Origin of the sequence: uncultured Algibacter sp. (assembly GCF_963976535.1) — a bacterium.
Classification (GTDB): domain Bacteria; phylum Bacteroidota; class Bacteroidia; order Flavobacteriales; family Flavobacteriaceae; genus Algibacter_B.
In genome coordinates, this window is record NZ_CAXBLF010000066.1 from 1 (window position 1) to 16,591 (window position 16,591).

Genomic DNA, 16,591 nt, shown 5'->3' on the forward strand with positions numbered 1-16,591 from the left:
CAACTTTACCTGTAACTTTAGCCATTACCTATTTGTTTAATATTATGCGTTTTAATTCTAAAAAAAACACTTCAAGTTTTCGCGTGCAAAGATATATTTTTTAATTTAAAATGAAAGTTGTTTTTGTAGCTTTTTTGCAATAAAAAAACACCTTCAATTTGAAGGTGTTTAGAAATTATATTTTGATTTTGTTTTATTGTAATAAAGGCGAATAGTTTGTAGGGTAATCACCAATGTTCACTAAATTACCCGAAGCTTCAAAATTAGAACCATAGGCAGCATCTATTGCCATTAAAAATTCATTTGCAAATAATGCATATCCTCTAGAAGTTCCGTGAATACCATCTAAACTAAAACCACCGCCAGTTATTAAACCACCAGTAATTGTAAAACCGTTTGAAAAATAACCAGTACTAGCAATTTGTGTAGTTATATTAAAAGTATCAACAAAGGCAAGCCCATTGGCTGCAGCTGCAGCAGAAATGGTTGCGTTATAACCTTCTGTTGCTGTTTTAATTGCTTGAAGTTCATCACTATCCAAAGCATCACCATCATCTATACCATTAACAGCTCCAATAACTAAGGCTCCTTGTTCTGGTGTTGGTGTTCCGCCAGTTTGTAATATGCCAAGTACTTGTAATACTTCTGGAGTTAATGCAACAGAGCCATAACCTTGTGCCAAAGCACCTTGATCTATAGGAAGTAATAATTTTTCTTCCACAGTCATTTGTCTAAATCCTAGTGGGTTTGTAGGCGTAACAGGGACATCTATAAGAAATCTATTAGTGCCTTCTTCAAATGTAATAGCGTATTGAGCGGCTAATTGTTGTGCTTGTGCTGGAGGAACCATTTGAGCAATGAGTACTTGCGTAAATATTCCTGCAACTGCTTGAAAAAATCCTGTTAATTGACCTGCAGTTGCGGCATCAAGAACTAATGCATTATTTGGAATGGTATTAAAATAAGGCGCCGATTCAACATTTGGCACATTAGCAATTACACCTTTAGCACCACCAGATATTAATGTAGATATTATGGCATCATAAGCTAAATCAAAAGTGGCTTGGTCAGTAATTGCTCTAGATCCATCACCACCTGAAGTGGCATAACCTAAAACATCATTAGCACCTATCCATAAAGAAAAGAATGTTGGGTTTTGAGCCATAGCATCACCAATAATTGTTGCGTCTGGTGCAGAAGCCATTCTTATAAAATAAGGATTTGCATATACCCCCAAACCGTTAATATCACCATATCCAGAACCAGGAATCCCTAAATCTAAAAGATGAAAGCTACTAGCTAAAGGAACACCCATATTATTAAATGGCCCCGTAGGGTTGTTTAAAACTATATCTGTGGTAACAGTAACTGGTCCAATAATAGACTCTATTCCTTGTGGAGGGCCACCTGCTGTTACTAAGCGCGGACTTGCTATTCGGTTGCCTCCAGCTGCTAATCCACCAAAATTATCATTAACTAATGGTTGCGTAAATTCACCACCACCAACTAATGCAAATTGTTGAGCCATAATGCTTGGGTATGAATTTTCTTGAGCAGCTCTAAAAACTGTTCCATCTGAGAATCCAGCAGTTAATGAATTGCCAAGTGACACGTAAGTTGAAAAATCTGCTGAACCAGAAATTAATTCTGGTAAAACGACTTCTTCTGGTAAAATATTATCTTCTTCACTACAAGAAAGGACACTTATAAGGAGAAGTAAAAGGAATATATATCGAGTTGTTTTCATAATTAATTTTATTAGTTGTTAATTGTCCATGACAGGTAGTACATAGACCCTATTAAACCTGTTCCCACGGCAGTGAAATATTCATCACCAAAAAGATTCGATGCTCCTGCTTTAAACGTCGATTTTAATGATGGCACTCTGTAATTGATTTGAGCATCCATAACATGGAAAGCAGGAACTGCTCCAGTAGCAAACGAGGCTTCCCACACATAATTATCACTCCATCTCCAAGCTACATTAAATCCGAAATTTTCGAATAATTCTGTATTACCAAAAGAGGCTTTTACTTTATGCTCGGGCGTATTAAAGTTTGTTTGTGTGTTTGGATTTGCAACTCTATCGAAATCTAATTTTGTAAATGTGTAGTTCGTTTCAAAATCAAAATTCCCAAATACTTTAGTACTTACACCTATAGCCGCACCATAAGAATTTACATCTGCTGCCGTGTTTGTATAAGCTCTAAACGCTTGAAAATCTGAATTTGCTATGGCAGCTATAGCTAGTGGTGTTGTATTAGGAAGTTGTTGGGTTAATTGAACATCTCCGTATAAAGGATTCACAACATCTCTGGTAGCAAGAAAATCCTTGTACTGGTTTAGATACGTACTAAAATCTACAATAAATTTATCGATTTTTCCTCTGTAGCCTATTTCAAAAGAACTTACTTGCTCTGGTTTTACAAGGCCTATATTTGCAATTTGCAAATCGGCAGGGTTTCTAGACACACCAAATGCTGTTACCGAGCTTCTTGTGAAAGAGTTGTTATAAGCGCCCGCACCATTGAAAGTTAAGCTGTTGCTACCAATAATAGCTTGTCCTGTTGTAGAAAGACCATTACCAGCACTTACGGTTTTGCTAAATCTTTCAGGATTATCTGCAGCACCACCAATTAAAACAATAGGGCCTACGTTGAAACCGATGTATAAGGCTTGCGTATCTGGATTTCTAAAACCAGTTTGAAATGAGGCTCTAATATTATGGTTTTCATTTTCTCCTATATTGTATCCTAAAGATATTCTTGGAGATAAAAAGGCGTCAAAAAGTTGCGATTTATCATAACGAAGCGATGCTGTTAGTTTTAAACGATCGTCTTCTAAAAATTTCTTTTGAAGTTGTGTATATAAACCAACTTCAGAGTAGTAAATTTCACTTAGCCTATCTGTGTAAATAGCGCCTGAGGAATTTAAAACATATTGTCTGGCCGAACCTCCAACTTGGATTTCAGCAAAATCGGTTAGATGGCTAAAATTATAGTTAGCATCGGCATGATAAATTTTAGATTCACTTTTTAATTGACTTCCCGTTAAAACATCGGGGTCACTAGTTACTTTGTTGAAAGCATTTATAAACTCGGGTGTGCCTGGTTCAAATCTTCCAGTATCGGCAGCTGCTCTTGCCGCTGCATGAGCTTGTTCAGCTGTTAAACCACCAAGTGTTCCCTGAATAAATGCTCCTGCGTATTCACCAAACCACTGGTCATCTGATTTCCATTGTCTGTTCAAATTAACGCCTGTAAAAACCATATCATAGGAATCCCCTCCATTATCAGCAGTTAGGTATCCTCTAACAAAGAAGTTTTTGTTTTTTATTTCCAATTTATGTTGTTGAAGGAAAAAATTCTTAATTTGGTATCTATTAGAACCTTGGTATATAGTTGATCCAGACCCAATTTTACCTACATATTGAATTTCAAAATCGTTTTCCCAAGGACGGAAATATAAGCCCCAATCTGCTTTAATACTTTTAGCATCATAATTTGTTAAATCTGCTTCATCATAACCTGTTCTACTTACATTTACATCGGGCACTAAATTAGCAAGTGCCGGATTTGGTAATTGAGCTAGAAAATCAGGACTGCTTTTAACCCTACTGAGGTTTGTTGAAACTAGATCTCCATATACATTTATACCATCATAATCAATATCATTTGCCCTAGTGCTACCCGGTTTAACGAACGTGTTGTCTCTGTCTTTTCCTCTCGTGTCGTTTGCAGCCCAGTCTGTACCCTGCAAATAACTAAAGTTTATTTTTGCAGCAAATTTATCGCTGAATTTATGTGCAGCTCTAATACCATAATCTTTATACTCGTTATCCCCTGCGGTCTCTTGTGATGTTAATCCTTGTTTATAATAAGCACTTATTCCTGTATGATCAAAAGCACTTTTACTTCGCATAAATAAAATACCATTAAAGGCATTTGCACCGTATAGTGCTGAAGATGCTCCTGGAAGTAATTCTACACTTTGCACATCAGTTTCTATCATTCCTAATAGATTACCTAGTGGAAAGTTAAGTGTTGGAGCTGCATTATCCATACCATCAACCAATTGCATAAAGCGTGTATTGGCGAATGTGGCGAAACCTCTTGTATTAACAGATTTAAAGGTTAAACTGTTTGTGTTAACATCTACACCTTTTAGGTTTTCTAAACCATCATAAAATTCAGCCGAAGCCGTATTTTTGATTTCTTTAAGGCCGAAACGTTCAATGGTTACTGGCGATTCAAAAACACGCTCGGGCGTTCTAGAAGCTGAAATAACCACTTCGTCAAGCGAGGTGCCTTCATTCAGAATAAAGTTAATGTTTTGATTATTGGATGTAACTTCTAGAGTAACAGTTTCAAAACCAACACTACTTCCTTGAAGCGAAAAAGGCGGATTTAAATTTGTTGTCAATGAAAAGTTGCCATCAAAATCTGTCACAGTACCAGTTGATGTTCCAACAATAATAATATTAGCGCCAGGAATGGGCTGACTATTATCATCGACGACTGAACCAGTAATAGTTGTTTGTGAGAATGATAAGCCACAAAACAACAGCATTAAATAGGGGAGAATTGTTTTCATTTAATAATTAGAGTTTAGTTTAACAAACAGGATAACATAAATATATTATATTATTCAATTTGTCAAAAGTATAAAAAATTATGCACGCATAGTATATTTTAACAAAAAACCTTACATTTTATTGGTAAATAGGCAATAAAAAGGAGGTAAAATTGAGAATTGCCATGTTTAAAAGTAAAACATGGCAATTTTGAAATTATTTATTGAAGTCGCTTTTTTTATTCTACAGTTACAGATTTTGCTAGATTTCTTGGTTGATCAACATTTTTATCTAACATAACTGCTATATGGTATGATAGTAATTGTAGTGGAATGGTGGTAAGTAATGGAGAAAGTAATTCTAAGGTTTCTGGAACTTCAATGACATGGTCGGCAAGATCTCTAACTTGAACATCGCCTTCAGTAACGATACCAATAATTTTACCTTTTCTAGATTTAATTTCTTGAATATTACTAACCACTTTCTCATAATGCCCTTTTTTTGTAGCAATAACAACAATAGGCATGTTTTCATCAATTAGCGCTATTGGGCCATGCTTCATTTCTGCTGCTGGATACCCTTCCGCGTGTATGTATGAAATCTCCTTTAATTTAAGTGCGCCTTCAAGAGCTACAGGGAAATTATATCCTCTTCCTAAGTATAAGAAATTACTAACATCTTTATAAACATTAGCAATGGTTTTAATATTTGCATCAGACTTTAATGCTTTCTCTACCTTTTGAGGAATCATCTCTAGCTCTAAAAGATGCTGACGGAAATCAGAACTACTAATAGTGCCTTTTGCTCTAGCTAATCTTAAAGCGATTAGTGTTAACACCGTGATTTGTGTTGTAAAAGCTTTGGTGGAAGCTACACCAATTTCTGGTCCAGCATGCGTATATGCGCCTGCATCAGATTCTCTGGCAATGGAAGACCCTACGACATTACAAACACCAAATACAAAAGCGCCTTTTGATTTAGCAAGCTTAATAGCTGCTAATGTGTCGGCTGTTTCACCTGATTGAGAAATGGCAATTAGCACATCGTCTTCTCTGATAACAGGATTTCGATATCTAAATTCTGAAGCATATTCAACCTCTACGGGGACTCTTACTAAATTTTCAAAAATATATTCTGCTACTAATCCAGCGTGCCATGATGTACCACAGGCAACTATGACAATACGATTGGCATTAAGAAACTTTTTCATGTTGTCTTCAACACCAGCCATTTTTATAATAGCCTCATGTCGCAGTAATCTACCTCTGTATGTGTCTTTTATGGCTTTTGGTTGTTCATGAATTTCTTTAAGCATGAAATGCTCATAACCTCCTTTTTCAATTTGTTCTAAATTAATTTGAAGCTTTTGAACGTAAGTATCTACTAAAGAATCATCTTTAATTTTTCTAACCTTTATACCTTTATGAAATCTAATTACAGCCATTTCTTCATCTTCTAGATACACAGCATTCTTAGTGTATTCTAAAAAAGGTGAAGCATCACTAGCAATAAAAAACTCATCTTCGTTTTCACCAATACCAATTGCTAAAGGGCTTCCTAAACGTGCTACAACAACTTCTTCGGGCTTATTTTTGTCAAAAACAGCAATAGCGTAGGCTCCTATAACTTGATTTAATGCGATTTGAACCGCTTTACCAAGCTTTACGTTTTCTTGCTTTTTAACATCTTCAATTAAGTTAATTAAAACTTCAGTATCTGTATCAGACTTAAACGTATAGCCTCTAGAAATAAGTTCTTGTTTAAGAGATTCATAATTTTCTATAATACCATTATGAATAATAACTAATTCCCCTGAGTTTGAAAGGTGAGGATGAGAGTTCACATCATTTGGAACGCCGTGAGTTGCCCAACGGGTATGACCAATGCCTACATTTCCACTTTTAGAAATTTCTTTTTCTGCGCGTTCTTCTAAATCGGCTACTTTCCCCTTGGTTTTAGAGACTTTCAGGTCGGTCCCATCAAATAAAGCAATTCCAGCACTATCATATCCTCTATATTCCAGTCGCTTAAGACCCTCAATTATAATTGGGTATGCTTCTCTTGATCCTATATATCCAACAATTCCACACATAGTTTTTTAGATTTGATTTTGGGGTTATTTAATATAGAACTAATTTAAACTTTTTCCATTTAAGCGAAAAGTTTAAATTAGTTCATAAAGCAAATATGTAAAATAAATACCAATGAAAGATAATTATTATACGAACTAGTTGATTTATACGATAAAATCCACTTCAATAATGATTGAATTTTATTTAGCTTGTTAGTTCTCTTTAAGTTCTGTGAAAAATACTTTTAATTTGAGCTTTTTATTTTCGCCATTAACATCAATGGCATCAATAGCATCATTACTTCCATAAAGAATAGTTCCTCGAGGAGATATTATTGATACTGTAGGAACAGCGGTTACATCATCAGTGCTATTTAAAGTTATAGAGCGTGAGGTTACATTTACATTATTAGATAATACTAGTCCAAGTTGATAGTTGGTAGAATCATTCTGTATAATGTTATTTAGATGCTCTGTGATACGTATTTTATATTTCCCAGTACTTTCTTCCCTTTGTCCAAGACTAAAAATTTTAGAGCTTAATGCCACATTACTCTCCGTAGGATCTATTTGGTAATCAATAGTTGTGATGTTATTTTTAATATCATAGGCATAAATACGGTCGTATTTATGATATACATCACCATTCTCATCCGTAGGGTTTGTTAACATATTGTCATCTTCATAAATAACTAATTGCGCTTCGTTAATAAGTTTTTTTAATAAGAAAAGACCTGTTGTTTTATCTATAATAAATTCATCATTATCATCAGTTTGCCTGAAATTATTTTTAAAATCTTCTAATGCTTCATCAGTTGGAAACAAATCTACCACAGCCATCGAGCCTTCTAATCCCTTAAGATATAATGTTTCATCGCCATTATCTTTGTCGCCATCTTCTAATGGAATACTAAAATCGTTAATAAAGGTGTTCAGTATATTTCCATTAAAATTTAAGACATAGCTATCTTGAGTTCTTTCAGCCTCCTCCCCTTTAGTGTAATAAATAGTAACATTAGCATCAGCAGCGCCGAGGTTCATTAAAATCATGTTTCCATCACTACCAATAGCTTCTGCTTTAAAATATAAGCCTCTAAAGTAGTTTCTAAAGTTGTTTGCATTACTTAAAACGGGGTCGCCATTTTTTTCTATAATTGTTTGTTGCCAAAATACTATTTCATCTGCATCATCATCAATTTCACTATCAAAACTAATTCTTAGCGCTGGGGCAACGAAGGTTTTAACTGTATCAGTGCTGCTTACCACCCATAGTTCAATAGCCTCAGCTTTTGCTCTAAAAGCATCATTTTCATAAATTATCTCACCTAAATGATTATCAAAATCTATGGTTTGAGAACCGTTTAAAGCATAATTACGGGTTGGATCTATAAGCTCTTCAGTCTTAGAAAAATAATTTTGAATGCTATTTATTTCTCCAGAAGGATCAAAGTCTCTTAAAAAATAATTATTCTGATAAATGGTTAATTTAATAGGAGCATCTACATTGCCATAAACCGAATCTAATGAATAGGTTGATGCACTGCTATTATTGGTGTCAGTACCTGTTACAGTATTAAAATATGGTATATGTATTACTACAGAATCTATAGCTGGATTAATACCAAAATCTTCATCAAAAGAGGTAGGTGTTAACTGTGTAACTATACTAGCTGTGGTTTTTCCATAATCCGGATCATCAAAAACTCCAAGCAAGTTAGATGGCAAATTATTAATTTGTAAAGCTTCTAATTTTTTGTTGTATGCAGAGATTGGTAAAACCAAAGAATCTGTAAAAAAATTAGCATTGTCTTTTCCAAGAACATCACTTTCTATAACATTAAAATCTTTATCGCAAGCAATAAATGATGCTAAAAATAGAAGAAAAACTGTGGCGTATTTAAGGGCTTTAAATGTCTTTTTCATATAATATTTAATGAATTTAAATAGTTTAACCTAAAACAGTTTCGTTAAAAAATGTTGTGTAAGCTTCACCAAATTCATCTTTACTTTTGTATTCTAAAATAGGTTTGTCGGAGGCTTTTAAGTATGACTCTAAATCGTCTGAAATGTTTTCAGATCCTACAATTAATGCGTCAGAATAATCAATAGCAACTTTCATTAAATTGTTAAATGATGGCTCTTCAAGTGTTTTAATGGCATCGTCATCAATGTTGTCAAATTTAATTTTGTTAACCATGTCTTTGTTTAACGTACCATCAAAGCTTTGATTGTATATAGAAGTAACTATTTTACTCTCATTAAACAATGGCTCGTCTTTGTAATATTCTTTTAGATAAAGAGGTAATAAAGCAGCCAACCACCCATGAACATGAATAATATCTGGAGCCCAGTTTAATTTCTTAACCGTTTCAATAACGCCTTTAGCGAAGAAAATAGCACGTTCATCATTATCAGAAAATAATTTACCATCTTCATCAGTTAATGTGGCTTTTCTTTTAAAGTATTCGTCATTATCAATAAAATAAACTTGGATACGCTCTTTAGGGATTGATGCCACTTTAATGATAAGGGGCATGTCTAAATCGTTTATTACTAAATTGATACCAGATAATCTTATAACTTCGTGTAATTGATGCCTTCTTTCGTTTATGTTGCCGTACCGGGGCATAAAGATTCTTATTTGTCCGCCTTGTTGATTCACTAATCTCGGTGCTTCAAAAGAGGCAGACGAAATTTCGGTTTCAGGTAAATAAGGCACGACTTCAGATGATACGTATAATATCCTCTTATCTTTCATATGTTTGATTTTGTTGACTTTTAATGACTTAATATCATAAGCAATTATTGAACTATTTTTAGAGAGAGAGATTGAAAAACTTACGCTGAATACACTTCTGCTTTATAAAACTCAAAATAAAAACGATGCAAAAGTACAAAAATTTATGCTAATTGGTTGTAAAATCTTAAGTTTGCACGCGTTAATTTTTTATTAAAAAAGTGGAAGTTTACCTAGAAAAACAACAAATTACCTCAGTTATTGATGCTTTAAAAGCAAAAAAGCTAACCATTGGAATGGTGCCTACAATGGGCGCGTTGCACGAAGGGCATTTGCAATTAGTCAAAAAAGCCTTGACTGAGAATGACAAAGTAGTAGTTAGTATTTTTGTAAACCCAACACAGTTTGATAATAATGAGGACTTAGTAAAATACCCTAGGACTTTGGATAGTGATGTAGCCTTGCTAGAAACAGTTAGTAAAACCGATATTTTAGTTTACGCACCAACTGTAAATGATATTTATGAAGGAAACGCAGTGTCTCAAGAATTCGATTTTGATGGCTTGGAGTTTGAAATGGAAGGCAAATTTAGAAATGGTCATTTTGACGGCGTGGGTACTATTGTAAAACGTTTTTTTGAGATTATAAAACCAAATACAGGTTATTTTGGAGAGAAAGATTTTCAGCAATTAACCATCATAAAAAAATTAGTTAAAAAATATAATATTCCAGTAAAAATTATTGGGTGTAAAATTCATCGTGAAGCTAATGGTTTAGCTATGAGTTCACGTAATACAAGATTAAAACCAGAGTATAAAGCAGTAGCACCCTTTATTTATAAAACTTTAACAACTGCCAAAGAAAAATTTGGCACAAAAAGTGCTACTAAAGTTGTGGAATGGGTTGAAAAACAGTTTGCTACACATGATTTGTTAGACTTAGAATATATCATAATTGCAGATGCTGAAACCTTGAAGCCACTTAAACGAAAATCAAACAAAAAAGCCTATCGCGCATTTATTGCCGTATATGCTGACGATATTAGACTTATTGATAATATCGCTTTAAATTAATTATCTTTACCGCATGCAAATTCAAGTAGTAAAATCTAAGATTCATAGAGTTAAATGCACAGGAGCAGAACTCAATTACATTGGTAGTATCACTATTGATGAGGACTTAATGGATGCTGCCAATATTATACAAGGAGAAAAAGTTCAAATTGTAAATAACGACAATGGAGAGCGTTTAGAAACCTATTGTATTCCTGGGCCACGAAATAGTGGCGAAATAACACTAAACGGTGCTGCTGCCAGAAAAGTATCTGTAGGAGACACCTTAATTCTTATTACCTATGCATTCATGGATATTGAGGAAGCTAAAGTGTTTAAACCATCTCTAGTTTTTCCAGATGAGGCGACCAATTTATTAAAATAACCTTTTGAATAAAAAGACAAAAAATATACTAAAAATCACACTCCCATTATTATTGGGAGTTTTTTTGGTTTGGTATTCGCTGTCAAAAGTATCTATTGAAGAATTAATGGTTTATGTAAAAAAAGCTGATTATACTTGGATACTTTTAGGTATGTTTTTAGGCTTATTAAGCCATTTATCAAGAGCATATCGTTGGTTGTTTCAATTAGAGCCAATGGGTTATAAAGTGAAGTTTGGCAACAGTATTATGGCCGTTTTTGCTACTTATTTAATAAATTACACAATTCCACGTGCTGGCGAAGTTGCACGAGCTTCTATATTAACAAATTACGAAGATGTACCATTTGAAAAAGGCTTTGGAACCATTGTCGCAGAGCGTATTGCAGATATGATAGTGATGTTGGGGATTATTGCAATTACACTTTTTCTTCAATTCGATTTTATATATGGCTTTTTAATTGAGAAATTCAATCTAACTAAAGTTATAATGATCTTATTAGGGTTTGTAATTGCTGCTGCAATTTTATTTGGTTACATAAAAAAAAGTAAATCAAAAATCGCTTTGAAATTAAAAGGTTTAGTGACTGGATTAATAGAAGGCGCGCTTAGTATTTTTAAAATGAAAAAAAAGTGGGCTTATATTTTTCATACCCTATTTATATGGGGCATGTATTTGCTTATGTTTTATATAACTTCATTATCTATTGTTGAATTAAATGAGATTTCTCTTGGTGCTGTTTTAATAGGTTTTATTTCGGCAAGTTCTAGTATTGCGGCTACAAATGGTGGCATTGGTTCTTATCCTTTGGCTATATACGCAGCGTTTTCAATTTTCGGAATTGCAGAAGAACCAAGTATTGCTTTCGGTTGGATTATGTGGGCATCACAAACGCTTATGATTATTGTTTTTGGTGGTCTTTCCTTAATTTATTTGCCTATTTATAATAGATATAAGACTCCGAAGCGCTTTTAAAACTTAGAAAAACTTTGCTTTTAATCTCTACCTTAATTTCTTACCTTGCCATTAATAAATCTCAAATCATTCTAAAATGAAAAAGACTGTTGTTTTCTTTTTATTCCTTTTTTTAGCTTTAAATACTTCAATAGCACAAGTTAAATACGAAACCATTCAATCTTCAAAATTAGGGGAAGAACGTCAAATTAAAATTCAATTACCAAGAGGTTATAATTCTGATGAAGATAAAACATATCCAATATTTATTGTTTTAGATGGCGATTATATGTTTGAAGCTGTAGCAGGAAACGTAGATTACTATTCGTATTGGGAAGATATGCCAGAGTCTATTGTTGTTGGAGTTAATCAATTGGATAAAAGATATGATGATGGCATGTATTCTGAACAAAACTCTTTACCTATTGAAACAGGTGCTGCTTTTTTTGAGTTTATTGGAATGGAGTTGTTGCCTTATATAGAAAAAACATATAGAGCTGGTAATTTTAGAGTTGCAGTAGGTCATGGGGAAACAGCAAATTTTATAAATTACTATTTATTAAAACCGCAACCATTATTTCAAGCTTATATTTCAATTAGTCCAGATTTGGCGCCTAATATGATTGATTATCTACCTGAAGTTTTGAGTAAAATTCAATCAAAAACATTTTACTATTTAGCCAATACAAATAATGATGCTAAATCTATATTGCGCATGACAGAAGCATTGAATACAGATATTTCTGGTATAGAAAATGAAAGCTTAGTCTATGATTTCGATAGTTTTGATGGGCCTTCACATTATTCTGTTCCTACACATGCTATACCAAGTGCCATAGAAAGTATTTTTCAAGTGTTTCAACCTATTTCAAAAAAGGAATATAAAGATGTTATCCTTGAATTAGAAATTTCACCAGTACTTTATCTTCAAGAAAAATATCAAGCTATTTCTGATTTGTTTGGTATTGAAAAGAAAGTGTTAATCAACGATTTTAAAGCGATATCTGCTGCAATAGAAAAAAATGAATTGTATGAGTATTACGAAGAGTTAGGTAAAATGGCACGAAAAGCATACCCTGAAACCCTTTTAGGAACTTATTATATTGCACGTTTTTATGAAGAAACAGGAGAGGCCAAAAAAGCTATGCGTACGTATCAATCGGCCTATACTTTAGAAGAAATTGCAGGACTTACAAAAGATTTAATGTTAGAAAAAGCAGATTTAATTAAAGAAGATTTTGGCTACTAGGTTAAATTTTAAAAACTGAATTAATCCCTCTCCTTTGGGGAGGTTAGGAGAGGAATATGGCTAAAATAAAAACCACGTTTTTTTGTCAAAACTGCGGCACACAATATGCTAAATGGCAAGGGCAATGTAATGCTTGTAAAGAATGGAATACTATTGTTGAAGAAGTAATTCAAAAGCCTGAAAAAAGCGATTGGAAATTACCAACTTCTACAGTAAAGAGAGCCTCAATCCCATTACGAATCAATGAAATAGACTCATCAAAAGAGGCTCGGTTAAATACTTTTGATGGAGAGTTTAATCGTGTTTTAGGCGGTGGAATTGTGCCAGGGTCTTTAATTTTATTAGGAGGTGAACCCGGAATTGGTAAGAGTACCTTGTTACTTCAAATTTCATTAAAATTACCTTATAAAACACTTTATGTTTCTGGTGAAGAAAGCCAAAAACAAATAAAAATGCGTGCTGAACGTATTAATCCAGAAAATAGCAACTGTTATATCTTAACAGAAACTAAAACTCAAAATATTTTCAAGCAAATTGAAGCTTTAGAGCCCGATATTGTAATTATTGACTCGATTCAAACCTTGCATAGCGATTATATTGAATCGTCTTCCGGTAGTATTTCACAAATAAAAGAATGTACAGCTGAACTGATAAAGTTTGCCAAAGAAACAGCAACGCCAGTAATGTTGATAGGTCATATTACCAAGGATGGAAATATAGCTGGACCTAAAATTTTAGAACACATGGTGGATACCGTTCTACAATTTGAAGGCGATAGAAATCATGTATTCCGAATTTTAAGAGCGAACAAAAACCGGTTTGGTTCAACAAATGAATTAGGCATTTATGAAATGCAAGGTTCAGGTTTACGAGAAGTATCAAACCCATCAGAAATTTTAATTTCTAAAAAGGATGAAGAACTTTCGGGTAATGCTATAGCCGCAACGTTGGAAGGCATGCGGCCACTTATGATTGAAGTTCAGGCTTTGGTTAGTACAGCAGTTTATGGTACACCACAACGTAGCGCAACTGGTTTTAATGCGAAACGTTTAAATATGTTACTAGCAGTTTTAGAAAAACGAGCGGGCTTCCGTTTAGGCGCAAAGGATGTGTTTTTAAATATTACAGGCGGTATTACAGTTGATGATCCTGCAATAGATTTAGCTGTAGTAGCAGCCATCTTATCATCTAATGAAGATGTAGCACTTCAAAAAGATTTTTGCTTTGCTGCTGAGGTGGGTTTGTCTGGTGAAATTCGTCCTGTGCAACGCGTAGAGCAGCGTATTCTAGAAGCTGAAAAATTAGGGTTTTCAACCATTTTTGTTTCAAAATACAATAAAATTTCGCTTAAAAACACAGCTATTAAAATTCAATTAATTTCAAAAATTGAAGATTTAGTAGGGTTTATTGTTTAGTATGTAAAAAGAGGGTTTGCTAAAACACCTCATTATAAAACAACTTCTATCAAATATTTTGTAAAAAAAGAGAACAATGTAATAGCCGTTAGCTTTGATGGTGTAATGCCTTTTAAAAGAAGGGCTAAAGCGTATTTTAGTGATTGTGCAGGGATAATAAATATGCTTAATTCTAAAAACTTTAATAGAAGTTCTATTGAAGAAATGGTGTATTAATGTAGTGATTTTTGTGCAGAATTCAAAGTAGAATAAGTGATAACTTATAATAATGATATTACAAAAAATACGCTTTGTCGTTAAAAAATTACTTTTTATCCGATTTTTAATTGTTTTTATCGATTTTTTATCCTAATATTGTTTGATATTTAGTCTAAATCGCAATGATTTACGATTTTTCAGTTGAAATTTTCTTCCCTCAAGTATTCTTTCAAATATAATCTATGCTATCAAGTATTTGATATTTAAATAATTATACAAAATTTTGAAATAAAGAAATAAAACTATTTGAGTATATAAATTAATTAAGATTCCCCCAAATCTATTAACTATGAAATTAAAATTACTATTGAGTCTTTTGTTGACGTGGTTCTGCTTAAACCTCGGAAATACCCAAACAAATGCACCAAGTATTCAATCTGGAGTAACATTTCAATGGAGTGATACGCAAACGGTTTCCACAGATCCGGCTACTATAGAAAGTATCACGGTTAACGGTAATGTTTATTTCAATTTTGGCGTACCAACTGGTTATGAGTTAACGCAACTTGGTCCAGCAGGCCATGCCACAAATAACATTTCGCTCAATGGTCCTTATGTTGAAACAACGAGTGCTAGTGCAACATGGAATGCAACAGCATTAGATGCGTTTCAGTCCTTAAATCTCAATTACTATTTCGAAGCCAATGGAAATGGCCAAAATATATGTGATAATTATACTGCTGAAGAAACTACAAGTGCACAAAGGTTTACTTTAATTTATACCGGAGGGATTATATCTGGTTCAAGTGGAGTAATAGCTGTAACGGAACAAAACGCTAATAACTGTTATCACATAGAGTTTTTTGGTATACCAGTGGGCGGAGGGCTAGAACAATCGTTAGGAGAAACATTTGTTAATAATTCAGGTACAGAATGGGGTTTTGGAGGTACAGGAAGTAATGGGAATGTTGGAACTCCAGGCGCTTTGAATCCGCCACCTACAGGTTCAGATTATTGGCTTAGTGATCGTGTTGTTAGGAATAGTGGGGCTTTAGGTATTGCAGTATTTTATCTGAATGACATTGCACCTACGGGGTCAACAATTACAAAAGCTACATTAACATCGGCAACTATTGACAATGGAGATGGTAAAATGTTTATTCTAACCTTACCAGATAATGATAAAGATGGGTATAGCGATGTGGATGATTTAGATGATGATAATGATGGTATTAAAGATTTAGATGAGTCTAACGGTATTAACCCTTCTGCAGATGATGATGTAGATGGTTTGCCTAACTATCAAGATCCAGATTTTTGTACCTTGAACACGTCGGGTATTTGTGTAAATCTTGATGTTGACAAAGACGGAATTCCAAATCATTTGGACTTTGACAGTGATAATGATGGTATTTTGGATGTTATAGAATCTGGAGGTACTGATGCTAATATTGATGGCAATGCAGATGGAATGATAGGTGCAACTGCCTCTACTCTGGGGATTCCAAGTTCTGCAGGAACAGGAGCAAATTCAAGTAATACAGATAGCAACGGAAATTATGATTTTTTAGATATCGATGCCGATGATGATGGCATTCCAGATAATATAGAAGCACAACCAACAATTGGTTATATTACGCCTTCTTTTATAATAGACAATTCTACAGGAATATTTAATAACTATGCCAATGGTTTATCCTTAACAGATACTGATTTTGATGGCATTCCAGATTATATAGATATGGATAGTGATAACGATGGCACACCAGATATTGAAGAAAATGGAATGGCCAATATTATTTCAAATTTAGACACCGATAGTGACGGATTAGATAATGCGTTTGAAGGTTCAAACACCAACGATCCAAATGATGTGAATGATGAAATGGATACACCATTAAGTTCAATTTTACCAGATACCGACGGCGATTTATTATCTGGAGGCGATTTAGATTACCG

10 protein-coding genes and 1 pseudogene are annotated in these 16,591 nt (G+C 33.7%); 6 read left to right on the top strand and 5 right to left on the bottom strand.

The features are described from left to right. Positions 1-193 precede the first annotated feature (193 nt). The 5 genes from AAC024_RS13770 to AAC024_RS13790 form a co-directional block, all read right to left on the bottom strand. Positions 194-1,747 (bottom strand): G-D-S-L family lipolytic protein, encoded by a 1,554-nt coding sequence (locus tag AAC024_RS13770; RefSeq protein ID WP_339896066.1) that lies wholly within the window; start codon positions 1,745-1,747, stop codon positions 194-196. 11 nt (positions 1,748-1,758) lie between these two features. Beyond that, positions 1,759-4,593 carry a TonB-dependent receptor gene (locus tag AAC024_RS13775; protein WP_339896067.1) on the bottom strand — a complete coding sequence of 945 codons (2,835 nt, stop codon included), beginning with the start codon at positions 4,591-4,593 and terminating at the stop codon, positions 1,759-1,761. Positions 4,594-4,811: 218 nt separating this feature from the next. Next, on the bottom strand, positions 4,812-6,665 hold the full coding sequence (gene glmS, locus AAC024_RS13780) for a glutamine--fructose-6-phosphate transaminase (isomerizing) (protein ID WP_339896068.1): 1,854 nt from the start codon (positions 6,663-6,665) through the stop codon (positions 4,812-4,814). A gap of 192 nt (positions 6,666-6,857) precedes the next feature. Then, complete coding sequence (locus tag AAC024_RS13785) at positions 6,858-8,567, bottom strand: DUF4270 domain-containing protein (RefSeq protein ID WP_339896069.1); 1,710 nt, start codon at positions 8,565-8,567, stop codon at positions 6,858-6,860. 25 nt (positions 8,568-8,592) lie between these two features. Then, complete coding sequence (locus tag AAC024_RS13790; protein ID WP_339896070.1) at positions 8,593-9,402, bottom strand: glycogen/starch synthase; 810 nt, start codon at positions 9,400-9,402, stop codon at positions 8,593-8,595. Positions 9,403-9,602: 200 nt separating this feature from the next. Between AAC024_RS13790 and panC the strand changes: the two genes are divergently transcribed. The 6 genes and pseudogenes from panC to AAC024_RS13820 all read left to right on the top strand — a co-directional run. After that, positions 9,603-10,454: a pantoate--beta-alanine ligase gene (panC, locus tag AAC024_RS13795; RefSeq protein WP_339896071.1), complete on the top strand. Its 852-nt coding sequence runs from the start codon at positions 9,603-9,605 to the stop codon at positions 10,452-10,454. Between the two features lie 13 nt (positions 10,455-10,467). Then, on the top strand, positions 10,468-10,818 hold the full coding sequence (gene panD / locus AAC024_RS13800; RefSeq protein WP_034042051.1) for an aspartate 1-decarboxylase: 351 nt from the start codon (positions 10,468-10,470) through the stop codon (positions 10,816-10,818). 4 nt (positions 10,819-10,822) lie between these two features. Beyond that, a complete protein-coding gene (locus AAC024_RS13805) occupies positions 10,823-11,791 on the top strand; it encodes a lysylphosphatidylglycerol synthase transmembrane domain-containing protein (protein WP_339896072.1) in 969 nt (322 codons plus the stop codon). A gap of 76 nt (positions 11,792-11,867) precedes the next feature. Then, entirely contained in the window at positions 11,868-13,019 is a 1,152-nt protein-coding gene (locus AAC024_RS13810) for an alpha/beta hydrolase-fold protein (RefSeq protein ID WP_339896073.1), read from the top strand. 56 nt (positions 13,020-13,075) lie between these two features. Then, complete coding sequence (gene radA / locus AAC024_RS13815) at positions 13,076-14,434, top strand: DNA repair protein RadA (protein WP_339896074.1); 1,359 nt, start codon at positions 13,076-13,078, stop codon at positions 14,432-14,434. A 547-nt stretch (positions 14,435-14,981) separates the two neighbouring features. Then, positions 14,982-16,591: pseudogene (locus AAC024_RS13820) on the top strand (hypothetical protein); the annotation flags it as partial.

Coding starts and splice junctions, on each gene's coding strand:
- AAC024_RS13790 (WP_339896070.1), bottom strand. CDS start 9,402: ATGAAAGATAAGAGGATATTATACGTATCATCTGAAGTCGTGCCTTAT.
- radA (WP_339896074.1), top strand. CDS start 13,076: ATGGCTAAAATAAAAACCACGTTTTTTTGTCAAAACTGCGGCACACAA.
- panD (WP_034042051.1), top strand. CDS start 10,468: ATGCAAATTCAAGTAGTAAAATCTAAGATTCATAGAGTTAAATGCACA.
- AAC024_RS13810 (WP_339896073.1), top strand. CDS start 11,868: ATGAAAAAGACTGTTGTTTTCTTTTTATTCCTTTTTTTAGCTTTAAAT.
- AAC024_RS13770 (WP_339896066.1), bottom strand. CDS start 1,747: ATGAAAACAACTCGATATATATTCCTTTTACTTCTCCTTATAAGTGTC.
- glmS (WP_339896068.1), bottom strand. CDS start 6,665: ATGTGTGGAATTGTTGGATATATAGGATCAAGAGAAGCATACCCAATT.
- AAC024_RS13785 (WP_339896069.1), bottom strand. CDS start 8,567: ATGAAAAAGACATTTAAAGCCCTTAAATACGCCACAGTTTTTCTTCTA.
- AAC024_RS13775 (WP_339896067.1), bottom strand. CDS start 4,593: ATGAAAACAATTCTCCCCTATTTAATGCTGTTGTTTTGTGGCTTATCA.